21 protein-coding genes are annotated in these 20,253 nt (G+C 73.1%); 11 read left to right on the forward strand and 10 right to left on the reverse strand.

The window, feature by feature from the left end:
• Positions 1 to 10 precede the first annotated feature (10 nt).
• Positions 11 to 1,225: a pyridoxal phosphate-dependent aminotransferase gene (locus ACQEVU_RS33520; RefSeq protein ID WP_433330662.1), complete on the reverse strand. Its 1,215-nt coding sequence runs from the start codon at positions 1,223 to 1,225 to the stop codon at positions 11 to 13.
• Positions 1,226 to 1,362: 137 nt separating this feature from the next.
• Here ACQEVU_RS33520 and ACQEVU_RS33525 point away from each other — a divergent pair, with 137 nt between their 5' ends.
• The 4 genes from ACQEVU_RS33525 to ACQEVU_RS33540 all read left to right on the forward strand — a co-directional run bounded on the left by ACQEVU_RS33525 (position 1,363) and on the right by ACQEVU_RS33540 (position 4,537).
• On the forward strand, positions 1,363 to 1,734 hold the full coding sequence (locus ACQEVU_RS33525) for a BlaI/MecI/CopY family transcriptional regulator (protein WP_433330665.1): 372 nt from the start codon (positions 1,363 to 1,365) through the stop codon (positions 1,732 to 1,734).
• Complete coding sequence (locus ACQEVU_RS33530) at positions 1,731 to 2,204, forward strand: hypothetical protein (protein WP_433330667.1); 474 nt, start codon at positions 1,731 to 1,733, stop codon at positions 2,202 to 2,204. The genes ACQEVU_RS33525 and ACQEVU_RS33530 overlap by 4 nt, the downstream gene beginning before the upstream one ends.
• A gap of 20 nt (positions 2,205 to 2,224) precedes the next feature.
• A complete protein-coding gene (locus ACQEVU_RS33535) occupies positions 2,225 to 3,187 on the forward strand; it encodes a ketopantoate reductase family protein (protein ID WP_433330669.1) in 963 nt (320 codons plus the stop codon).
• A gap of 555 nt (positions 3,188 to 3,742) precedes the next feature.
• A complete protein-coding gene (locus ACQEVU_RS33540; protein ID WP_433330671.1) occupies positions 3,743 to 4,537 on the forward strand; it encodes a GntR family transcriptional regulator in 795 nt (264 codons plus the stop codon).
• Between the two features lie 63 nt (positions 4,538 to 4,600).
• On the opposite strand, the gene mctP is transcribed toward ACQEVU_RS33540, so the two are convergent.
• From mctP to ACQEVU_RS33555, 3 genes are all read right to left on the reverse strand, one after another.
• Positions 4,601 to 6,259 (reverse strand): monocarboxylate uptake permease MctP, encoded by a 1,659-nt coding sequence (mctP, locus tag ACQEVU_RS33545; protein ID WP_433330673.1) that lies wholly within the window; start codon positions 6,257 to 6,259, stop codon positions 4,601 to 4,603.
• A gap of 6 nt (positions 6,260 to 6,265) precedes the next feature.
• Positions 6,266 to 6,487, reverse strand: a complete 222-nt coding sequence (locus ACQEVU_RS33550; RefSeq protein WP_433330675.1) for a DUF3311 domain-containing protein — start codon at positions 6,485 to 6,487, stop codon at positions 6,266 to 6,268.
• A gap of 105 nt (positions 6,488 to 6,592) precedes the next feature.
• Positions 6,593 to 7,507 carry a threonine ammonia-lyase gene (locus ACQEVU_RS33555; protein WP_433330677.1) on the reverse strand — a complete coding sequence of 305 codons (915 nt, stop codon included), beginning with the start codon at positions 7,505 to 7,507 and terminating at the stop codon, positions 6,593 to 6,595.
• A gap of 84 nt (positions 7,508 to 7,591) precedes the next feature.
• Here ACQEVU_RS33555 and ACQEVU_RS33560 point away from each other — a divergent pair, with 84 nt between their 5' ends.
• Positions 7,592 to 8,452, forward strand: a complete 861-nt coding sequence (locus ACQEVU_RS33560; protein ID WP_433330679.1) for a LysR family transcriptional regulator — start codon at positions 7,592 to 7,594, stop codon at positions 8,450 to 8,452.
• A 542-nt stretch (positions 8,453 to 8,994) separates the two neighbouring features.
• Here the strand turns inward: ACQEVU_RS33560 and mshC are convergent.
• Entirely contained in the window at positions 8,995 to 10,245 is a 1,251-nt protein-coding gene (mshC, locus tag ACQEVU_RS33565; protein WP_433330681.1) for a cysteine--1-D-myo-inosityl 2-amino-2-deoxy-alpha-D-glucopyranoside ligase, read from the reverse strand.
• 97 nt (positions 10,246 to 10,342) lie between these two features.
• Between mshC and ACQEVU_RS33570 the strand changes: the two genes are divergently transcribed.
• Together ACQEVU_RS33570 and ACQEVU_RS33575 are read left to right on the forward strand one after the other, a co-directional pair.
• Positions 10,343 to 11,131 (forward strand): MerR family transcriptional regulator, encoded by a 789-nt coding sequence (locus tag ACQEVU_RS33570; RefSeq protein WP_433330683.1) that lies wholly within the window; start codon positions 10,343 to 10,345, stop codon positions 11,129 to 11,131.
• A 351-nt stretch (positions 11,132 to 11,482) separates the two neighbouring features.
• Positions 11,483 to 11,845 (forward strand): VOC family protein, encoded by a 363-nt coding sequence (locus tag ACQEVU_RS33575; protein ID WP_433330685.1) that lies wholly within the window; start codon positions 11,483 to 11,485, stop codon positions 11,843 to 11,845.
• Here the strand turns inward: ACQEVU_RS33575 and ACQEVU_RS33580 are convergent.
• The 4 genes from ACQEVU_RS33580 to ACQEVU_RS33595 are packed head-to-tail and all read right to left on the reverse strand — an operon-like array spanning position 11,842 to position 15,020.
• A complete protein-coding gene (locus ACQEVU_RS33580; RefSeq protein ID WP_433330687.1) occupies positions 11,842 to 12,645 on the reverse strand; it encodes an SCO1664 family protein in 804 nt (267 codons plus the stop codon). The genes ACQEVU_RS33575 and ACQEVU_RS33580 overlap by 4 nt on opposite strands.
• A gap of 6 nt (positions 12,646 to 12,651) precedes the next feature.
• Positions 12,652 to 13,218, reverse strand: a complete 567-nt coding sequence (locus ACQEVU_RS33585; protein WP_433330689.1) for a DUF3090 domain-containing protein — start codon at positions 13,216 to 13,218, stop codon at positions 12,652 to 12,654.
• A gap of 51 nt (positions 13,219 to 13,269) precedes the next feature.
• The gene (locus tag ACQEVU_RS33590) at positions 13,270 to 13,974 is read right to left on the reverse strand and encodes an MSMEG_4193 family putative phosphomutase (RefSeq protein ID WP_433330691.1); all 705 of its coding nucleotides are present in this window, start codon (positions 13,972 to 13,974) and stop codon (positions 13,270 to 13,272) included.
• Between the two features lie 2 nt (positions 13,975 to 13,976).
• On the reverse strand, positions 13,977 to 15,020 hold the full coding sequence (locus tag ACQEVU_RS33595; RefSeq protein WP_433330693.1) for an LLM class F420-dependent oxidoreductase: 1,044 nt from the start codon (positions 15,018 to 15,020) through the stop codon (positions 13,977 to 13,979).
• Positions 15,021 to 15,137: 117 nt separating this feature from the next.
• Here ACQEVU_RS33595 and ACQEVU_RS33600 point away from each other — a divergent pair, with 117 nt between their 5' ends.
• From ACQEVU_RS33600 to ACQEVU_RS33615, 4 genes are all read left to right on the forward strand, one after another.
• Entirely contained in the window at positions 15,138 to 16,109 is a 972-nt protein-coding gene (locus ACQEVU_RS33600) for an aldo/keto reductase (RefSeq protein ID WP_433330695.1), read from the forward strand.
• Positions 16,110 to 16,121: 12 nt separating this feature from the next.
• On the forward strand, positions 16,122 to 17,081 hold the full coding sequence (locus ACQEVU_RS33605; RefSeq protein ID WP_433330697.1) for a YncE family protein: 960 nt from the start codon (positions 16,122 to 16,124) through the stop codon (positions 17,079 to 17,081).
• 12 nt (positions 17,082 to 17,093) lie between these two features.
• Positions 17,094 to 17,285, forward strand: coding sequence for a DUF5703 family protein (locus ACQEVU_RS33610; RefSeq protein ID WP_433330699.1), 192 nt, complete (start codon positions 17,094 to 17,096; stop codon positions 17,283 to 17,285).
• Positions 17,286 to 17,400: 115 nt separating this feature from the next.
• Positions 17,401 to 19,881 (forward strand): EAL domain-containing protein, encoded by a 2,481-nt coding sequence (locus tag ACQEVU_RS33615; protein ID WP_433330701.1) that lies wholly within the window; start codon positions 17,401 to 17,403, stop codon positions 19,879 to 19,881.
• A gap of 89 nt (positions 19,882 to 19,970) precedes the next feature.
• Here the strand turns inward: ACQEVU_RS33615 and ACQEVU_RS33620 are convergent, their stop codons facing one another.
• Positions 19,971 to 20,237 carry a hypothetical protein gene (locus tag ACQEVU_RS33620; RefSeq protein WP_433330703.1) on the reverse strand — a complete coding sequence of 89 codons (267 nt, stop codon included), beginning with the start codon at positions 20,235 to 20,237 and terminating at the stop codon, positions 19,971 to 19,973.
• Between the last annotated feature and the right edge of the window lie 16 nt (positions 20,238 to 20,253).

The raw sequence follows: 20,253 nt of genomic DNA on the forward strand, positions 1-20,253 counted from the left end.
GGTCCCTCGCTCAGTCCTGGGCGTACGTGGCCAGGAACCGGCCCAGCCGGCCGATCGCGTCCTCGAGGTCCGCCACCCGCGGCAGCGTGACGATGCGGAAGTGGTCCGGCTGGTGCCAGTTGAAGCCGGTGCCCTGCACCACCATGACCTTCTGCGTGCGCAGCAGGTCGAGGGCGAACTGCAGGTCGTCCTTGATCGGGTACACCTCGGGGTCCAGGCGGGGGAACATGTACAGGGCGCCGGTCGGCTTCACGCACGACACGCCCGGGATGTCGTTGAGCAACCGCCACGCGATGTCGCGCTGCTCCAGCAGCCGCCCGCCAGGCAGGATCAGGTCGTTGATGCTCTGGTACCCCCCGAGCGCCGTCTGCACCGCGTGCTGCGTCGGCACGTTGGGGCACAGGCGCATGTTGGCGAGCACGTCGAGGCCCTCGATGTAGCTGGCGGCGTGCTCCTTCGGCCCGGCCAGCACCATCCAGCCGGTGCGGAAGCCCGCCACCCGGTAGGCCTTCGACAGGCCGTTGAACGTGATCGTGAGCAGGTCGGGGGCGAGCGCCGCGGTCGAGGTGTGCTCCGCGCCGTCGTAGAGGATCTTGTCGTAGATCTCGTCGGAGAACACCAGCAGCCCGTGCTGGCGGGCGACCTCGAGGATCTGCTCCAGCAGCTGGGTGGAGTACACCGCACCGGTCGGGTTGTTGGGGTTGATGACCACGATCGCCTTGGTCCGCGGCGTCACCTTCGCCGCGATGTCCTCCACGTCGGGCATCCAGCCGTTGCTCTCGTCGCACAGGTAGTGCACCGGCCGCCCGCCGGACAGCGACACCGACGCCGTCCACAGCGGGTAGTCCGGCGACGGGATGAGCACCTCGTCGCCGTTGTCCAGCAGCGCCTGCAGCGACATCACGATGAGCTCGGAGACGCCGTTGCCGAGGTACACGTCCTCGATGTCGACGCCGTACACCTGTTTCTGCTGGTAGTACTGCACCACGGCCCGGCGGGCCGACAGCAGCCCCTTGGAGTCGCCGTAGCCGTGCGCCGCCGGCAGGTTGAGGATGACGTCCTGCAGGATCTCCTCCGGCGCATCGAACCCGAACGGCGCCGGGTTGCCGATGTTGAGCTTGAGGATGTGGTGGCCGTCGGCCTCCATGCGCTTGGCGGCGGCCATGACCGGTCCGCGGATGTCGTAACAGACGTTGGCCAGCTTCGCGGACTGAGTCACCTGCATGGCAGGCACCCTACGTCTGCGCGGCCGCTTCCCCGGTAACCAGTTCCCACCATGTGGCTTCTGGCGTGTATTCGGGCCGCCGGTACGATTCTGCCCCCAAGAAAAAGTACGCTGTACACCGGCCGGCGGGAGGGCGGATGCAGGGCTTCGGCGATCTCGAGGCGGCGCTGATGGAGCTGCTGTGGCGCCGCGAGCGGCCGACCACGGTCCGGGAGGCGATGTCGGAGCTGACGTGGCACCGCGACCTGGCGTACACCACCGTGATGACGGTGCTGGACACCCTCTTCCGCAAGGGCTGGCTCACCCGGGAGCCCGACGGCCGGGCGTACCGCTACACCCCCGCCCTCACCCGCGACCAGTACGTGGCCAGGACCATGCACGAGGCCCTCGTCGACAGCGGCGACCGCCTCGAGGCCCTCACCCAGTTCGTCGGCCGGATGAGCCTCGACGAGGCCGCCGCCCTGCGCGAGGCGCTCAGCAGCTACGAACGCCGGATCGCCGGTCGGTGAGCCCGCTGCTGCTGGTCGCGTTCGCCGCCGCGCTCGCCCTGCTCGGCGCGCCCCGCCTGGCCGCCGCCGGCTGGGTGGCCCGCGCCCCGGGCCTCGGCGTCGCCGCGTGGCTGGCGCTGTCCGCCGCGATCGTGCTGTCCGCGCTGCTCGCCGCCTCGGGCCTGCTGCTGTACTGCGGCAGCGAGCTCGGCAGCGCCTGGCACGCCCTGCGCGGCCGGGCCGGCCACATCCCGCGCACCGCGGCGCTGCTCGGCTCGCTCGCCCTGCTGCTCATCGCCGCCCGCATGACGCACAGCGCCCGCCGCGTCCACGCCGCCCACCGCGGCACCCGCAGCCGTCTGCGCCTGCTGCTGCGCCTGGCCGGCGCCCGCACCGCCGTCCCCGGGGCGACGGTCGTGCCGCACCCCGAGCCGGCCGCGTACCTCGTGCCCGTGACCCCCGTCGGCCTGGCCTGCGTCGACCTGCTCTGAGCCCCGGGTACGGTCGGACCGTGCGATTCATCATCATCGGCGCCGGCGCGGTCGGCGGCGTGGTCGCCGCCCGCCTGTCCGGTTCGGGCGCGGACGTGGCGGTCGTGGCCCGCGGCCCCCACCTCGAGGCGATCCGCCGCGACGGCCTGCTGCTGCGCGAGGCGACGGGCGACAGCGTGCACCCCATCCCCGCCCACGACTCCCCGGCAGCCGTCGACTGGCGCGCCGACGACGTCGCGGTCCTCGCGGTCAAGGGCGGCGACACCCAGGCGGTCCTCGCGCAGCTGCCGCGCTCCGTCCCGGTCGTCTGCCTGCAGAACGGCGTCGCCAACGAGCGCTCCGCCCTGCGCCTGTTCTCCCAGGTGTACGCCGTGTGCGTCATGCTGCCGGCGTCCCACCTCGCCCCCGGCGTGGTGATCGCGCAGTGCTCCCCGGTGCCGGGCATCCTGGACATCGGCCGCTACCCCTGGGGCACGGACGCGCTCGCTTCGGAGATCTCCGGTCACCTCGTCAAGGCCGGCTTCCACTCGGAGGTCAGGCCGGACGTGATGCGCTGGAAGTACCGAAAACTCCTGATGAACCTCGGCAACGCGGCGGAGGCCCTGTGCGGCCGCGTCGACGGCCTGGACGAGGCGACGGCCCCGCTGCGCGCGGAGGGCGAGTCGGTCCTGCGCGCCGCCGGCATCGACTTCGTCTCCACCGCGGAGGACGGGCAGCGCCGCGGCGACATCCTGCAGATGCGCGCGGTGGCGGGCCAGGAGCGCGCCGGCGGCTCGACGTGGCAGAGCCTGGCCCGCGCGACGGGCACGGTGGAGGCCGACTACCTGAACGGCGAGATCGTCCTGCTGGGCCGCCTGTTCGACATCCCGACCCCGGCGAACGAAGCGGCACGGCGCCTGGTCGTCGAGGCCGCCCGCCGCGGCACCCCACCCGGCACGCTGACCCCTTCGCAGCTCCTGTCCGCCTACTCGGCGGTCGCCTGACTTGAGCAAGGTAACGGGTCGTAGATCGAGAATCGTCCGGTTGAGTCCCGCAGAGCCGCCCGGACGTGCGAGCGGTCAAGAGTGCCGGCTCGAACCGACTGAAGCACCCTGAATAGCACCATCGTATCGACGACCAGGCCATTTGCCAGGGCGAACGCACGCACGTCCTCGTCCTTGCCATGCAGGACCAGTTGACGGGTACTCGGATCCCAGGGTCCCGGCAAGGTCGTTAGGTGAGCCGGGTAGGGCCAGTGGTCGGTTGGCGTTGCGGGCGTGGTGGCGGTTGGTGGCGGCGATGTTCGGGCGCCGGTGAGGCGAAGTGCGCCGATAGCGGCGTTGCGCAGGGCGGCGATGAAGGTCCGGAAACGGCCCGGAATTGAAGCGGCGACGTGTCTCGCGCCAGCACCGTAGCGCAGGCCGGCGGAACCGAGTACCGATCCGGCTCAGCCCGACACGCCTTGATCTCCGCAGGCGCTATATCTACGTCAGTCTGACCCGCCATCAAGATGTTCGAACGCGTTGCGTACGGCATCCTAGGAGGCTAGTTTGGTGGCCATGACCATCAATCCGGGGGCTGCCGAGTTTCCGCACCGGCAGATCGGGGCGCAGATCCGGGCGCAGATTCAGCGTGGGGACTGGGCGCCCGGGGAAAGGCTGCCGTCGATCCCGGCGCTCGCGGCGCAGTTCGGGGTGGCCAAGCAGACCGTGCAGCGGACGATCGATCAGCTGCGCATCGAAGGGTTGCTCATCACGCGGCCGGGGTCGGGGACCTTTGTGCGCGGGACCAAGCGGCGGATGAATCGGCTGTCGCGGGGGCGCTATGGGGCGCAGCGGGGGTATCACGCCGAGCTGGCGGCGCGGTACCGGCAGCATCTCATGATTGTGGCCCAGCTCCCGGCGCCGGCGGACGTTGCCGAGGCGTTCGGGCTCGATGCGGGGGCGCCGTTGCTGGTCCGGCGGCATATTGTGCGGACCGGGGACTCGCCCGTGGAGGTCGGGGCCTCGTGGTTCAAGCCCAACGACGTGCGGGGGACCTCGATCGAGCGGGCCGACGTGTTCGATCGGCCGCTCTACCAAGAGGTCGAGGAGGAGCTCGGGCGGCGGTACGCCAGCGCCCGCGACCAGGTCAGTGCGCGGCTGCCCACGCGGGAAGAGGCCGAGCTGCTGCAGATCCGGCCGGACACGCCCGTGCTGGTGCTGCTGCACGTGGCGTACGACGAGGACCACAAGCCGATCGAAGTGGCCCAGGCCGCGTGGCCGGGGCCGATGACGGCGCTGACCGAGGAGTACCGGATCCCGGCGCCGCGGGCGGGGCTGCCCGACGACGAGCCGGGCCTGGCGCTGGGGTGACGCCCGCGGGGTGGGCGTTCGCCTACCCGGCGAGCGGCGCGGGCCGCTCGCCGGGGGCGGCGCTCAGGTGATCGGGTCCGGGGCCGCGGCGCCGGCCGGGGCCGGGGACGTCGGGGCGTCGGACAGGCGGGGGTCGCCCTCGTCGGCGAAGTAGTCGTCGCGCTGCGTCGAGTCGCCGCCGTCGGCGACCGAGGCGGACCGCAGGATCAGCGTGGCGATGGCGGCGACGGCGAGGTTGACCACGACGGCGACGAAGCCGACGTAGATGGTCTTCTTCGTGTCGAAGCCCCACTCGCTGAGCGGGAACGCCGAACCGGCGAAGTGCCGGCCCGTCGTCGGGTTGACCACCTTGTACAGCATCCACAGGCCCACGCCCATGCCGGCGACCCAGCCGGCGACGAGCGCGCCGCGGTGGAACCAGCGCGTGAACAGGCCCAGGCCGACGGCCGGCAGCGTCTGCAGGATGATGACGCCGCCGATGAGCTGCAGGTCGATGGAGAACTGCGGGTCGACGAAGACGACGAAGACCAGGGCGCCGAACTTCACCAGCAGCGACATGATCTTCGACGCCTTGGCCTCCTGGGCCGGGGAGGCGTCGCGCTTGAGGTACTCCCGGTAGATGTTGCGGGTGAAGAGGTTGGCCGCGGCGATGGACATGATCGCGGCGGGCACGAGCGCGCCGATGCCGACGGCGGCGTACGCGATGCCGGCGAACCAGTCCGGGAACAGCTTGTCGAACAGCAGCGGCACCACCGTGTTGTTGTCGGGCGTGCCGTTGGCGTTCTTCAGCGGTACCACCCCGGCCGCGATCGCCGCGAAGCCCAGCAGCGCGATGAGCCCGAGCAGGAAGCTGTAGGCCGGCAGCGCGGACATGTTGCGCTTGATGACGCCGCGGTTCTTGCTCGCCAGGACGCCGGTGAGGCTGTGCGGGTACAGGAACAGGGCCAGCGCCGAACCGAGCGCCAGCGTGAAGTACTGGACCTGGTTGTTGGCATTGAGCAGGATGCCGTCGGTGACCGCGGGCGTCTTGGCGAACTTCGCGTCGGCGGCGTCGAAGATCGCGCCCCAGCCGTGCAGCTTCGCCGGCAGGTAGAACACCGCGACCAGGATGACGACGTAGATGAGGATGTCCTTCACGAACGCGATGAGCGCCGGGGCGCGCAGGCCGCTGGAGTACGTGTACGCGGCCAGGATCGCGAACGCGATGATGATCGGCAGGTGCCGGGCGAGGGTGCCGGAGCCGGTGATGCCCATCGTCTTGAGCACCGACTCGATGCCGACGAGCTGCAGGGCGATGTACGGCATCGTCGCCACGATCCCGGTGATCGCGATCAGCAGGGCGAGGGTCGGCGACTGGAACCGGGCCCGCACGAAGTCGGCCGGGGTGACGAACCCGTGCCGGTGCGACACCGACCACATCCGCACCAGCACGAGGAACACCAGCGGGTAGATGATCACCGTGTAGGGCACGGCGAAGAACCCGGCGGCGCCGGAGGCGAACAGCAGCGCCGGGACGGCGACGAAGGTGTAGGCGGTGTACAGGTCGCCGCCGACGAGGAACCAGGTGATCCAGCCGCCGAAGCTGCGCCCGCCCAGGCCCCACTCGTCGAGGTGGTCCAGGGTGTCGGGCCGGCGCCAGCGGGCGGCGAAGAAGCCTATCCCGCTGACGGCGAGGAACAGGATCACGAAGATGGCGATCTCGAGCTCATGGTCGCGCCACATGACCGCTCACCTCTTCTTCGTCATCTGGTACACGAGCGTGGTGGCGCCCACGCCGAGGATGATGAAGGCCAGCTGGAGCCAGTAGAACCGCGGGAAGCCGAGGATGCGGGGTCCGTCGGCGTTGTACAGGAAGGTGAGCAGCGGCACCACGATCGGGATGAACAGCAGCCAGTTCCAGGGGCTGCGGTCCCCCGCCCGCGGGGCGTTCGGCTCGTCAGGACCGGTCACGGCGACCTCTCCTTCGAAGGGGGTGTAATGATCGACGTAACCTGATCCCTGGCGCTTGCCGAGGCCCTCCGGCCCGCGAATCGGCGAGCGGTCGATACGAAGCGCCTAACGGGCAAGCTCCAATTCGGTGATGTTGGCCCCCGACACGACCACCCCGACGGCGTCGCCCATCAGGTCCGGCCGCTGCAGCACCGCGGCGAGCGCCGCCGCCCCCGCGCCCTCCGCCTGCGTGCCCGCGCGCAGCGCCAGCACCCGGCAGGCCGCGTCGATCGCGTCGTCCTCGACGAGCACGAAGTCCTTGAGCTGCCGGCTCTCGCGGATGACGGCCTGGGGCACCTCGAAGCCGCGGCCGGTGGCCAGGCCGTCGATGCGGGTGTGGTTGCCGCGGTACACGCACCGCCCGCCCCGCCACGAATCGTGCGCCGCCGGGGCGGCCGCCGACTGGACCCCGATCACGCGGCACTGCGGTGCCACGGCGGCGGCGACCAGGCAGGCGGCGGCCGCGCCCGTGCCCGAGCCGACGGGGACGACGACGGTGTCGAGGCCGGGGTGGCGCTCGAACAGCTCGAGGTACGCGGTGGCCACCCCCGCGATCAGTTCGGGCTCGTCCCCGGGGCTGACCAGCCGGCCGGGCAGCGTGCGGGCGTGTTCCTCGGCGTCGGCCATGCGGGCACCGTGGAGTACCACCGCGGCTCCCAGGGCCTCGACGGCGCGGACCTTGAGCTCGGCCGCGGCGGCCGGCATGACGACGGTGGCCCTCCGCCCGAACTCCCGCGCCGCATAGGCGATCGCCCGCGCGTGATTGCCGGTCGAGTACGTGACGACGTCGTCCCGCAGCCCGCTCAGGAGGTTGAGCGCGCCGCGGACCTTGAACGCCCCCGTCGGCTGCGCGTTCTCGTGCTTGACCACGAGGCGCCGCCCGGCGACCTCGTCCATCAGCGGGTACGACCAGGAGGGCGTGGGCGGCAGGTGGGCCGCGACGACCCGCCGGGCGCGCAGCACGTCGTTCATCGTGAGCATGCTCCGACGCTGCCGGACGCAGACTCATAGAACCAGTGCCGGTTTTCTTTCAAACCTATTGGTCGTACTGATACGTTGCGCCCTGTGCTCGACGTGACCCGGCTGCGGGTGCTCCTGGCGGTGGCGCGGCACGGCTCGGTGACCGCCGCCGCGGAGGCGCTGCACTATGCGCAGCCGTCGGTGAGCCATCACCTGGCCCGGCTGGAGGCCGAGACGGGCGCCCAGCTGCTGCAGCGGGTCGGCCGCGGGGTACGCCTGACCGAGGCGGGCCGGATGCTGGCCGAGCGCGCCGAGGAGATCCTGGGCCGGCTGGACGCCGCGGAGGCCGAGCTGGCCCAGCACAGCGGGCTGCGCGCGGGCCGGGTCCGGCTGGCCGCGTTCCCGTCGGCGCTCGGCTCGTTCGTCCCGGCCGCCGCGGCCCGGTTCGCGGCGGCGCACCCCGGGGTCGAGCTGGAGTTCGTGGAGGCGGAGCCGCCGGAGGCTCTGCGGCTGCTCCGCTCGGGCGCGGCGGACCTGGCGGTGGTGTTCGACTACGGCTCGTCGTCGCCGCCCCCTCCCGGCGACGTGCGCTTGTCTCCGCTGTTCTCGGAGCCACTGCATCTCGTGACAGCTGGTACCGATTTTTACGATTTGTCGGATTTTTCGGACAGTCGGTGGATTGCCGGGTGTGAGCGGTGCCGGGAGAGTTTGATCCGCCGCTGCGGCGAGGCGGGGTTCGTGCCGGACATTGCGTTCACGACCGACGACTACGTTGCGGTGCAGGCGCTGGTGGCGGCGGGACTGGGCGTGACGATCCTGCCGGACCTGGCGTTGCGGGCGCACCGCTCCCCCATGGTGTCGACGACTCGGCTGGAGGGTGGCGAGCGGCGGGTGAGCGTGGCCGCGTACGGGGTGCCGCCGGACCCGCCGGCCACGGCCCGCCTGCTGACGTTCCTGACCCAATGACCCGGGCCGCGCGGTGGCGTGCCGTGGCGCGACATGTCGGGCACTCCGTGCCACGACATGTCGGATTTATACCCTGTCAGGGGATAAATCCGGCCTGTGCTCGTCGGCGCGGTTTTCATGATCGCGGGGCGAAAGCTACTGCGAGAAGACTCCGCCGCCGGCCACCGTCCGACAGGTGGCCGGCGCCGAAGAGCCGGTGGTGCGCGAACCGATGGTGTCGGCGCTCCGGGACGAGCCCAGGCGGTGGGGGAATCGGGGGTCGCCGAGGTGCGGAGCTTCAGACCGTCAACGAGGTGCGCAGCGTCGGGGAATCGGAGAGGTGCGGAACTTCGGGCCCAAGCCCGCTCCCGCGGGAGGTCGAGCGTTGGGGACGTGCGGAGCGTCGGGAGTCGAAAGGCGCGGGCTGCAGGACAAGTGTGGACCTTCGGGCCCACCCCTGCGAAGCTCCGAGCCCCCACGCCCCGGAGGGGAGGTGCGGAGCTTCGGGCCCCCGCCCCGCGGGAGAGCTTTCGCACTGAGGGGCGGGAGCCTTGGGGACGGGGCTAGAGCTTGATGCCCAGCAGGGCGTCGACCGCGGTCGCCATCATCGCCGGGGCCTCGCGGTCGTCGCCGGCGTCGGCCAGCGTCGCGTCGACCCAGGCGTCCACGGCGGCCAGGGCGCCCGGGGAGTCCAGGTCGTCGTTGAGGCGCTCGCGCAGCTGGGCGACCAGCTCGGCGCCCGACGGGCCGATGTTGGCCCGCGCCGCCTCGCGCCAGCGGGACAGGCGCTGCTGGCCGGCCTTCAGGACGTCGTCGGTCCACTGGCGGTCGTTGCGGTAGTGGTCGGCGAGCAGTGCCAGGCGCACGGCCATCGGGTCGACGCCGTCGGCGCGGAGGCGGGAGACGAAGACGAGGTTGCCCTTGCTCTTCGACATCTTGTCGCCGTCCAGGCCGATCATGCCGGCGTGGACGTAGTGGGTGGCGAAGGGCTCCTTGCCCGAGAGGGCCTCGGCGTGGGCGGCCGAACACTCGTGGTGCGGGAAGAGCAGGTCGTTGCCGCCGCCCTGGACGTCGATCGTGTCGCCGAGCAGGCTCTGGGCGATCACCGCGCACTCGATGTGCCAGCCGGGGCGGCCGGGGCCCAGGTCGCCGCCGTCCCAGGCCGGCTCGCCCTCGCGCAGGCCGCGCCACAGCAGGGGGTCGAGCGGGTCGCGCTTGCCGGGGCGCTGGGGGTCGCCGCCGCGCTCGGCGGCCAGGCGCAGCATCTCGGTGCGGGACAGGTTGGACTCGGTGCCGAAGCGGGGGGCCGTGGCCACGGAGAAGTACACGTCGCCGGTGCCGTCCTCGAGCGTGTACGCGTGGCCGGACTCGAGCAGCGCGGAGACCTTGCGGGCGATCTGCGGGATCGACTCGACCGCGCCGACGTACCGCTTCGGGGGGATGATCCGCAGCGACTCCATGTCCTCGCGGAACAGTGCCGTCTCGCGCATCGCGAGCACCACCCAGTCCTCGCCGTCGCGGGCGGCCCGCTCGAGCAGGGGGTCGTCGACGTCGGTGACGTTCTGGACGTAGTCGACGTCGTGGCCGGCGTCGCGCCAGAGGCGGTTGGCGAGGTCGAACGCGATCATCGTGGCGGCGTGGCCCAGGTGGGTCGCGTCATACGGGGTGATGCCGCAGACGTACATGGTCGCGGGCCGGCCCTCGAGCTCAACTGGGGCGATCTCCCGCCGCGCCGAGTCGAAGAGGGCGAGCGGCGCGACGCCGGCTCCGGGGTGGGGCAGCGTGGGCAGCGCCGGTGCGGTCCATGACTCCATGACCAACAGCCTATCTGCGAGGAGTCCTCACAAGGGATGTGACGATCGTTGCCCTCCTCTTGTACTTCCCGTCGCTGGAAGGGTTTGACTTGTCCCCATGACGACGGGCGTCCCGATCGGGGAGTTCTCGCGGCTGTGCCACCTGTCCGCGAAGACGCTGCGCTACTACCACGACATCGAGCTGCTGGTCCCGGCCGAGGTGGACGCCGGCACCGGCCACCGCCGCTACCAGCCCGGCCAGGTCGTCGACGCGCACCTCATCCGGCGGCTGCGCGGGCTGGACATGCCCCTCGCCGAGATCCGCACCGTGCTCGCCGAGCCCGGCGAGGGCGAGCGGGCGGCGGCGCTGAGCCGGCACCTGGACCGGATGGAGGCCGAGCTCGCCCGGACCCGCGACGTCGTGGCCTCCCTGCGCCGCCTGCTGGACGCGGCGCCGCCGGTGACGGTGCTGTACCGCCGCAGCGTCCCGACTCCCGTCCTGCACGCCGCCGCCCGTGTGGCGCGCCCGGATGTCGGCGACTGGTGCGGGTACACCTTCGGGGAGCTCTTCGGCCTCCTCGGCGAGCGGGGTCTGGACCCGGCGGGCGCGGCCGGATCGACCTATTCGACCGAGTTCTTCGAGCGCGACGAGGGCGAGGTCGTGGCGTTCGTGCCGGTGCCGCCGGGCGCCGAGCACACCGCGGTCCTGCCCGCTCGCCGGTACGCCGTGGCCGTGCACGCCGGGCCGTTCCAGGACTGCGACCTGACGTACGGGGCGCTCGGCGCCCACGTGGCCGAGCACGACGCCGGCCTGGACGATCCGATCGTCGAGCTGTACCTGGTCGGCCCGCAGCACACGAACGATCCCGAGCGATACCGCACCGAAGTGTGCTGGCCCATCAAATAATACGAAATTTCCGACATATCTGGCGCGCCAGCGCCGGATATGTCGAGCGGCGTTCAGCCAGCCAACCCCGACGAAGGCACTCGAAGCAGCGCACAGCCAGCAACCCGAAGCCGCTCGAAGCAGCCCGGACGCGGCAACCCGAAGACGCCCGAAGCGTCCGAAGGCGACAACCCGGAGGCGCTCGAAGCAGTCCGAAGGCGACAACCCGCAGGCGCTCGAAGCAGCGCACAGCCAGCAACCCGAAGACGCCCGAAGCAGCCCGAGGAAGGCGCTCGAAGCTGGGCGCGACCGACAAAACCGAAAAATCCGATTTAGCGGTACATCGTGCCGCGGCCACGAAAGGAACCGATCATGATTCGCATCGCCAATGTCACCGTCGACTGCAGCGGGGACGCCGCCGTGCTCGCCGGGTTCTACGCGCAGCTGCTCGGCAGGAGCGTCGACGACGGGGCCTCGCCCTACTTCGCGACCGTCGGGCGCGGCGCCGGCGACGTGCCGGTGCTCATGTTCATCCGGGTGCCCGACCGCACGACCGGGAAGAACAGCGTCCACCTCGACCTGCACGCCGAGGACCTCCCGGCCGCGGTGGAGCGGGCCGTCGGGCTCGGGGCGAAGCACGTCGGGGACTTCGACGAGTACGGCGCGCAGTGGACCACGCTCGCCGACCCCGAGGGCAACCTGTTCGACATCGGCAGGCCGTCGGGCAACGGCTAGATCGGCGGCCAGGGGATCGCGTGGCGGTCCTCGTCGGGCTCCGGGAAAGTCCGGGCCGACAGCAGGGCGCCGATGCGCACGGACACCATCGCGACCTCGGCCGGGGTCAGGTGCTCCGACAGCGACTCGGCGAGGCCCGCGGAGTACTGCGCCCGCAGCTTCTCCAGCACCTCGAGCGCCTCGTCCGGGATGGGCTCGCCGGCCCAGCCCCAGATGATGGTGCGCAGCTTGTCCTCGGTGTGGAAGCAGATGCCGTGGTCGACACCGAACACCCGGCCGTCCACGGTGTCGATCACGTGGCCGCCCTTGCGGTCGGCGTTGTTGGCCACGGCGTCGAAGACGGCCAGGCGGGCCAGGCGGGGGTCGTCGGCGTGGGCGAGCACGTACGGGCGGCCGTGCTCGTCGCGCGCCGACATGATCCGGCGCCAGCCCTTCGGCACCTTGCCCGCCGGCACGAAGCCGAGCAGCAGCTCGTCGCTCTGGAGCTCGTCGTCGATCCACAGCTGGACCATGCCGGGGCCGAGCGGGCCATCGCGCAGGACGGTGGGCGGGACGATGCCCCAGCCGGTGGCCCGGGAGAGCAGCCACGCCGAGTACTCGCGGCCGGCGAGCGTACCGTCGGGGAAGTCCCACAGCGGGCGCTCGCCGCTGACCGGCTTGTAGACGCAGCGGGCCTCGGCGCCGGCGTGGGTGATGACGCAGCGCAGGGTCGCGTTGGAGGCGTCCATGAGCCGGCCCTCGATCTCCATCGTGCCGTGGCGGAGCAGCTCGAGCGCCTCGTCCTCGGGCAGGGCCGGCACGCCGGACTACCGGCGGTAGCCGTTGTGCCGCGGGCAGAGGTGCCCGCGGGCGTCGAGGGGCTGGCCGCACAGCGGGCACGGGGGCCGGCCGGAGGCGACGACCCGCTTGGCGCGCTCGATGAACGCGCGCGTGGCGGCCGGCGTCAGCCGGACCCGCAGCCGGTCGCGGTCGGCGGTGACGAGCTCGTCGTCCTCCTCCGCCTCCTCGGCCTCCTCGGGCTCTTCCTCGCCGACGGCGATCGCCTCGATGATGACGGTGGCGGTGTCGACGTCGAACTGCAGGCCGAGGGTGCCGACCCGGAACTCCTCGTCGAGCGGCGTGTCGAGGGGCTCGTTGTCGGCGGTCTCGGCGACCGCCTCCCCGGCGAGGTCGACCCCGAAGCGGCGGTGGGCCTCCTGCAGCAGCTCCTCGAGCTTCTCGGCCAGCAGGGAGACCTGCACCTTCTCCAGGGCGACGCTGATCAGCCGGCCGCCGCCGCGCGCCTGCAAGAAGAAGGTCCGCTCCCCCGGCGCACCGACGGTGCCGGCAACGAACCGCTCCGGCGGCTCGAATGCGTACACGTGGTGGCTCATGCTCAGAACTCTATCCACTCTCGGCCAGGTGTGCCGCAGGCGGGCACCAGATCATACGGAACCGCCGGAACCGCCACCGACCTCCGCATCCGAGGACGGTTCGCCTTCGGACTTCTCCGGGGGCAGGAATCCCGACAGATCGCCGCCCGTGTCGTTGAGGCGAAGGACGAAGGAGCGCAATGGGGTGTACCGGATGACGGTCACCGACGCCGGTTCGACCGCGATGCGCTGGAAGAGGTCCAGGTGCATTCCCAGGGCATCGGCCACGACCGCCTTGATGATGTCGCCGTGGCTGCACGCCAGCCAGACGGCCTCCGGGCCGTGGGTCTCGGCGATGCGCGCGTCGCGGGTGCGGATCGCGGCGATGGCGCGGGCCGACATCGCGGCCATCGACTCGCCCTCGGCGCCCGGGAACACCGCCGCCGACGGGTGCGCCTGCACGGTCGCCCACAGCGGCTCCTGGGCCAGCTCCTTGAGCGGGCGGCCGGTCCAGTCGCCGTACCGGCACTCGATGATCCCCTCGTCCTCGATCACGTCGGCGACGTCGGGCAGGGCGAGGGAGAGGGTCTCCCGGCAGCGCGGCAGCGGGCTGCTCACGACGGCGGCGAGGGGCAGCTTGGCGGCGGCGAGGCGCTCGCCGACGGCGACGGCCTGCGCCCGGCCGACCTCGTCCAGCCCCACGGGCTGGTGCCCGGCGAGGACCCCGGTGGCGTTGGTCGTGGTGCGGCCGTGGCGCAGCAGCAGGACAGTCGTCACCGTTACAGACCCGCCTTCTCCGCCGCGCCGGCGAGCTGGCGCAGCGTCGAGATCGAGTAGTCGGCGTCGCCGAAGATGATCGTGGACAGCTCCGTCACGCCGGCCTCCTTGAACGCCTGCAGCCGCTCGGCGACGCGCTCGACGGGGCCGAGCAGCGAGGTGCGGTCGATGAACTCCAGCGGCACCGCGGCGGCCGCGTCCCGGTGGCGCTTGGCCAGGTAGAGGTCCTGCACCTCGCGGGCCGCGTCGCCGTAGCCCATGCGCGTGGCGAGGGCGTTGTAGAAGTTCTGCTCCCGGGAGCCCATGCCGCCGACGTAGAGCGACGCGTACGGCCGCACCAGCTCCGCGCACATCGCGACGTCGTCGCCGAAGACCACGGGTACACCCGCGGACACCTCGAAGCCCTCCAGCGTCTTGCCCGCCTTGGCCCGCCCGGCGGCGATCGAGCCGAGCGACTCGCTCGCGAACTCGGGCGCGAAGAAGATGGCCAGCCAGCCGTCGGCGATCTCGCCGGCCAGTTCGAGGTTCTTGGGGCCGACGGCGGCGAGGTACACCGGCACGTGGTCGCGCACCGGATGCAGGATCAGCTTCAGCGGCTTGCCCGGCCCGTCGGGCAGGGGCAGCTGGTAGTGCTCGCCGTCGTACTGCACCGTCTTGCGCGTCAGCGCCAGGTTGACGATGTCGACGTACTCCCGGGTGCGCTTGAGCGGCTTGCCGAACCGCACGCCGTGCCACCCCTCGGACACCTGCGGCCCCGACACGCCGAGCCCGAGGCGGAACCGGCCGCCGGAGAGCTTGTCGATCGTGGCGGCCGTCATCGCGGCCATGGCCGGGGTGCGGGCCGGGATCTGGAAGACGGCGGAGCCCAGCTCGATCCGCTCCGTCTGCCCGGCGATCCAGGCGAGCATCGACGGCGCGTCGGACCCGTACGCCTCGGCGACCCATACGCAGGAGAAACCGAGCCGGTCGGCCTCCTTCGCGATGGCCAGGTGGCCTTCGGGGTCGTTCCACGACGACAGGTAACCGAGGTTCAACGCCAGCCGCACAACTGCCTCCTGTGTTCTCTGGAACGAACCTCCGTACGATCCCTGCACGGGCGGCACCAGGGTAGCCCGGGGCCCGCCTACCGTACGAAGGCGCCATCCGGCCGTATCGTTCCATGCATGCAGCAGCGACCGCTCGGCCGTAGCGGGCTGGCGGTATCCCGGCTGGCCCTCGGCACCATGACGTGGGGCCGTGACACCGACGCCGACGACGCGGCCGCCCAGCTCAAGACGTTCCGCGACGCCGGCGGCACGCTGCTGGACACCGCGGACGTCTACGCCGACGGCGAGGCCGAGTCCGTCATCGGCGCCCTCGTGGGGCGCCTCGTGCCCAGGGAAGAGCTGGTCATCGCCACGAAGGCGGGGCTGCGCCCGGGCATGGCCCGCCGCCGCGAGGGCTCCCGCGGGCACCTCCTGCGCGCCCTGGACACCTCACTGCAGCGGCTGGGCACCGACCACGTCGACCTGTGGCAGGTGCACGGGTACGACCCCGACACGCCGCTGGAGGAGACGCTCTCGGCGATCGACACGGCGGTGAGCACCGGCCGGGCCCGCTACGCCGGTGTGTCGAACTTCTCAGGCTGGCAGACCGCCCGGGCGGCGACGTGGCAGGCCGCGTGGCCGGGCCGGGCGCCGCTGGTGTCGACGCAGGTGGAGTACTCCCTGCTGGAGCGCGGCATCGAGCGCGAGGTGATTCCCGCGTGCGCCGCGCTGGGCGTCGGCATCCTGCCCTGGTCGCCGCTGGGCCGCGGGGTGCTCACCGGCAAGTACCGCACCGGCGTCCCCGCCGACTCCCGGGCCGCGTCGCCGCACTTCGAGCGGTTCGTCGCGCCCTACCTGGACGACCGCTGCTCGGGCATCGTCGAGGCGGTGGCGACCGCGGCCGGCGGCCTCGGCGTGTCGCCGCTCGAGGTGGCCCTGGCCTGGGTCCGCGACCGCCCCGGCGTGGTCGCCCCGGTGCTCGGCGCCCGGACGGTCGGGCAGCTGCTCGGCGCGCTGCAGACGGAGGAGATCGTGCTGCCGCGGGAGATCCGCGCCGCCCTCGACGACGTCTCGGCGCCCACCTCGGGCTACCCGGAGCGCCAGACATAACCTTGGCGCACCATGCTGCGCCGACTTCTGCCCCTCACCGCCCTGCTGCTGCTCGCCGCCTGCGCGGGCGCGCCCTCCGGTCGCCACCCGGACGTGACCGTGCCCACGCCGACGTGGGCCCCGGCGCCCGCGACCAGCCCGGCCGGCACCACCGCGCCGGCCCCGGCCTCCCCGACCGGCGTCGCGGTCGCCGGCGACGTCGCGGTGATCTCGGACCGGGCCGCTTCGGTGGCGCTCGCCGACGTGCCCGTCCCGGGAACGCCGCGCGGCGTCGTGGCCGCGCCCGGCGGCGGCTTCCGCATCGTGGCCGGCGCCGCCGTGCTCGACCGACCGGCCGGGGCGGCCGCGTTGCGGTCCTGGCCGCTGCCCGCCGAGGGCGGCGCGATCGCCGTGCCCCACGAGGGCGACTGGACCGCGGTCGCGCTGCCCGACCGCGGCGACGTGGTCATCCTGTCGGCGACCGGCGCCGTCCAGCGCACGATCCACACCGGCGGGCGGCCGTCCGCGCTCGCCGCCGACGAGTCGCGCCTGGCCGTGCTGGACTTCGGCGAGTCGTCGATCACCGTGTTCGACGCGGCGAGCGGGGCCCGGCAGGAGGCGCTGCGGGCCGGGGACGGGGCCGTCGCCGTGGTCGCCGCCGGCCGCGGGCGGTTCGCGGTGGTCGACGGGCGGGACGGGGAGCTGCTGGTGTACGACACCGGCCCCCTCCTGCTGCGCCAGCGCTACCCGGTGAAGGGCGGGGCGTGGGCCGCCGCGGCCGACCCCGGGCGCGGCGTGGTGTGGGTGACCCTGACGCAGCGCAACGAGGTGGTCGGGTTCGACCTGGGCGGCGGCGCGCCGCGCGAGATCGGCCGCCACCCGACCGTGCGGCTGCCGCTCGCGGTCGCCGTCGAGGCGCGCACCGGCGCGGTCGTCGTCGCCGGGACGGATGCCGGCGGCGCCGAAGGGCTGGTGCAGCGCATTTCGGCGTAGCAGTATCGGGACATGGACTACGAATACGTGCCGCTGCGGTTACCGTCGAACGTCGACCGGATGACCGCTAACGCACAGCTGACGATCCAGGCCGAGTACGGCGGCTGGGAGCTGGCCCGGGTCCGGCTCTACCCCGACGGCAGCCGCCAGGTGATGCTCCGGCGCCGAGTGACCAACGACACCCTGCCCGGCCTCAGCACGTAGCGCATTCAGCACGGTCTCTTCACGCAACCTTCGCGCACGGTAATCTCATCGATGCCTGGCGCGTTGTACAGGCTGCGCGAAGCTCGCCCTCGACCCCTCCGAGGAAAGAACCGCCGTGCTGTCCGTATCCGTTACGCTCAGCGCCGCCGCGCTCGTCGCCGTCGCGCGCGCCGGCGGGTTGCTTCTGCGCACCGGCACCGGTCGCGCCGCCGCCTGGTACCGCCCGGCCGGGACCGGTCTGGCGTTCTGCGGGGTGTCGACCGCCGCCGCCGGCGCCGCCCTCGTCACCGCGCCGCAGGCCCGCCTGTCCGGCGTGCCGCTGGCCGCCGAGCTGCCGCTCATCGGCCTGTTCTTCGTCGCCGGCCCGTTGCTGGCCGGCCTGTTCCACCTGCCCGGCCAGGCCGCCACCCACATCGGGCGGGCCCGCCGGCTGCTCGACGGCGCCGGCATCGGCGTCCTGCTGTTCTTCATCGCCTGGCTCGTCGTGTTCGAGCGGGCCGGCCTCAAGGGCGCCGCGCTGACCGCGGTCGTGGCGGCGAGCGTCGCCGTCGGCGCCGCCGTGGTGGGCATCATGCGCGCCGCCCCGATGCAGCCCGGCGCCGTGCCGTGCGGCGCCGGCGTCCTCGTCACGATCGTCGCCCAGACCGCGCTCGTGCTGCTGCTGGACTACCAGGCCCCGGCCGCCGGGCTGCTCGCCGCCGGGGTGCTCCTTGTCGCCGGCCCGCTGCTGGCCGGCCGCGCCCTGCCGGTCGCCGCGCCGCCGCCGGCCCCCGACGCCGCCCCGCCCGACGGCAGCTTCGCCCGCCACCCGCTGCTCGCGCTGCCCCTCGCGGCCGCGCTCGCCGCCGCCGCCTACCACCTGCTCGTCGCCGGCCGGTTCGACGCCGTCCCGGCGCTGCTGGCGGTCGTCGCCGTGCTCATCGTCGCCGCCCGGGAGGCCCTCGCCGTCGCCGACGTCCGGCAGTACGCACACCGGCTCGCCCAGCGCGAGGCCCGCTTCCGCGCCCTCGTCGCCGGCTCCGCCGACATCATCATGATGCTCGACGACGCCCTGGTCGTGCGCTGGCGGTCCCCCGCGGCGGCGCGCCGCCTCGACGGGGTGCTCGCCGACGCCGACGTCGTCGGCCGGCCCCTGCTCGACCGGGTCCATCCCGACGAGGCCGCCACGGTCGCCGCCGCCCTCGCCGCCGGCGAGCCCCTGGTCGAGGCCCGCCTCGGCGACGGCTCCGGCGTGTGGCGCGAGACCGAGTGGAGCGTCAGCGACCAGCGCGCCGACCCGTCGGTGCGGGCCGTGGTCGTGCACATCCGCGACATCGGCCAGCGCCGCCGGCTCGAGCACGCCCTGCACCAGGCCGCCCGCCGCGACCACCTCACGGGCCTGGCCAACCGCACCGAGCTGCGCCGCCAGCTCGCCGAGCGCACCCTCCCCTGCGTGATCGTCGTGCTCGGCCTGGACGGCCTGTCCTCCGTCAACCAGCTGCGCGGCCACGAGGTCGGCGACGCCGTCCTCGTCGAGGCGGCCCGCCGGCTGAGCTCCGCCCTCGCGCCCGGCGAGGTCGCCGCCCGCCTCGGCGGCGACCAGTTCGCCGTGCTCACCAACGGCGGCGTCGTGCACGCCCAGATGACCGCCGGCCGCCTGCTGACCCTGCTCGCCGACCCGTACCCGGTCCTCGGCGTCACCTCGCACCTGTCCGCCTCCGCCGGCCTCGCCGAGCACACCACCGCCGGCGACGGCCCGTCGATGAGCGCGCTCAGCCGCGCCGAGCTCGCCCTGCAGCGCGCCCGACGGCTCGGCCCCGCGCCGCCGCCGCAGTGGTACGACGAGGCGACCGCGGCCCTGCTGCGCCGCCGCCTCACCATCGAGCAGGACCTGCCCGGCGCCCTGTCCCGCGGCGAGCTCGACCTGCTCTTCGAGCCCGTCGTCGCGCTGCCGTCCGGCCGCGTCGCCGGCGTCGAGGCCCGCCCCCGCTGGCGCCGCGCCGGCCTCGGCCCGGTCGAGGAGCACGAGTTCCTCCCGGTCGCCGACCAGCTCGGCCTGCACCACGAGCTCGGCGCCTGGCTGCTCGGCGCCGCCGGCCGGCAGCTGGCCGCCTGGGGCGGCACCGCGCCGGACGGCCGCCGGCTGTGGCTGTCGGTGCCGGTCTCGCCCGCGCTGCTGGGCCACGACGGCTTCGTCGACCTGCTGACCGCCTCGGGCCTGCCCGCCTCCCGCCTCGTCGTGCAGTTCACCGTCCCCGACCCGCCGCTGCCGGACCTGGTGGAGCGCCTGGCCGCGGTACGCATGCTGGGCGCCCGCACCGCGCTGTCCGGCTTCGGGGCGCTGGCCACGTCGCTGAGCCTGCTGCGCCGCCTCCCCCTGGACCTGGTGCGCGTGGACCGCCCCACGTTCGCGGGCGCCGACGCCGCCGTGGTCACCGCGGTCGTCAACCTGGCCCGCCAGCTGGGCGTCGAGGTGGCGGTCGAGGGTGTACAGCAGGAGGCCGAGCTGCGCACCATCACCTCCGCCGGCTGTCACCTGGCGCAGGGCCCCCTGTTCTGCCCGCCCTCGGTCCCGGAGCGCCTCGAGGCGTACCTCGACGCCCAGCGCGCCCTGTAACGACCCCCACGCCGGCTCGGCGCAGCGCCGGCGGCGGCACTTTCCAGGCAGGGCGCCAGGCCTGCCCGGAAAGTCACGGCGCCGCGCGGTCAGCTGCTGGAGGCCTGCTCCTGCTGCGTGGCGTTCTGCGAGGCCCGGGTCGAGGCGTCGCGCAGGGCGCCCGCAACGTTCTGCAGCTGCGTGCGGTGCGTGTTCTGCCAGTCGCCGCGGAAGCTGTCGGCGTCGGCGCCGAGCCACTGCGTGCCGTCCAGTTGCGAGCTCAGCGAGCCCGCGATGGTCTCGATCTCGTCCGCCTTCGCCGAGAGCTGGTTGGCGAGGGTGCGGACCGCCGAGACGTCCATGCCGGTCAGTGCCATCGTGATCTCCTTTTCG

The sequence above is a fragment of the Dactylosporangium sp. CA-139066 genome, from assembly GCF_050936175.1.
Taxonomy (GTDB): domain Bacteria; phylum Actinomycetota; class Actinomycetes; order Mycobacteriales; family Micromonosporaceae; genus Dactylosporangium.

What these genes read in the sequence shown, in the direction of transcription:
- ACQEVU_RS33520 (WP_433330662.1), bottom strand. Translation starts at nt 1,225, where the DNA reads ATGCAGGTGACTCAGTCCGCGAAGCTGGCCAACGTCTGTTACGACATC.
- ACQEVU_RS33525 (WP_433330665.1), top strand. Translation starts at nt 1,363, where the DNA reads ATGCAGGGCTTCGGCGATCTCGAGGCGGCGCTGATGGAGCTGCTGTGG.
- ACQEVU_RS33540 (WP_433330671.1), top strand. Translation starts at nt 3,743, where the DNA reads ATGACCATCAATCCGGGGGCTGCCGAGTTTCCGCACCGGCAGATCGGG.
- mctP (WP_433330673.1), bottom strand. Translation starts at nt 6,259, where the DNA reads ATGTGGCGCGACCATGAGCTCGAGATCGCCATCTTCGTGATCCTGTTC.
- ACQEVU_RS33555 (WP_433330677.1), bottom strand. Translation starts at nt 7,507, where the DNA reads ATGCTCACGATGAACGACGTGCTGCGCGCCCGGCGGGTCGTCGCGGCC.
- mshC (WP_433330681.1), bottom strand. Translation starts at nt 10,245, where the DNA reads ATGGAGTCATGGACCGCACCGGCGCTGCCCACGCTGCCCCACCCCGGA.
- ACQEVU_RS33570 (WP_433330683.1), top strand. Translation starts at nt 10,343, where the DNA reads ATGACGACGGGCGTCCCGATCGGGGAGTTCTCGCGGCTGTGCCACCTG.
- ACQEVU_RS33575 (WP_433330685.1), top strand. Translation starts at nt 11,483, where the DNA reads ATGATTCGCATCGCCAATGTCACCGTCGACTGCAGCGGGGACGCCGCC.
- ACQEVU_RS33585 (WP_433330689.1), bottom strand. Translation starts at nt 13,218, where the DNA reads ATGAGCCACCACGTGTACGCATTCGAGCCGCCGGAGCGGTTCGTTGCC.
- ACQEVU_RS33600 (WP_433330695.1), top strand. Translation starts at nt 15,138, where the DNA reads ATGCAGCAGCGACCGCTCGGCCGTAGCGGGCTGGCGGTATCCCGGCTG.
- ACQEVU_RS33605 (WP_433330697.1), top strand. Translation starts at nt 16,122, where the DNA reads ATGCTGCGCCGACTTCTGCCCCTCACCGCCCTGCTGCTGCTCGCCGCC.
- ACQEVU_RS33610 (WP_433330699.1), top strand. Translation starts at nt 17,094, where the DNA reads ATGGACTACGAATACGTGCCGCTGCGGTTACCGTCGAACGTCGACCGG.
- ACQEVU_RS33620 (WP_433330703.1), bottom strand. Translation starts at nt 20,237, where the DNA reads ATGGCACTGACCGGCATGGACGTCTCGGCGGTCCGCACCCTCGCCAAC.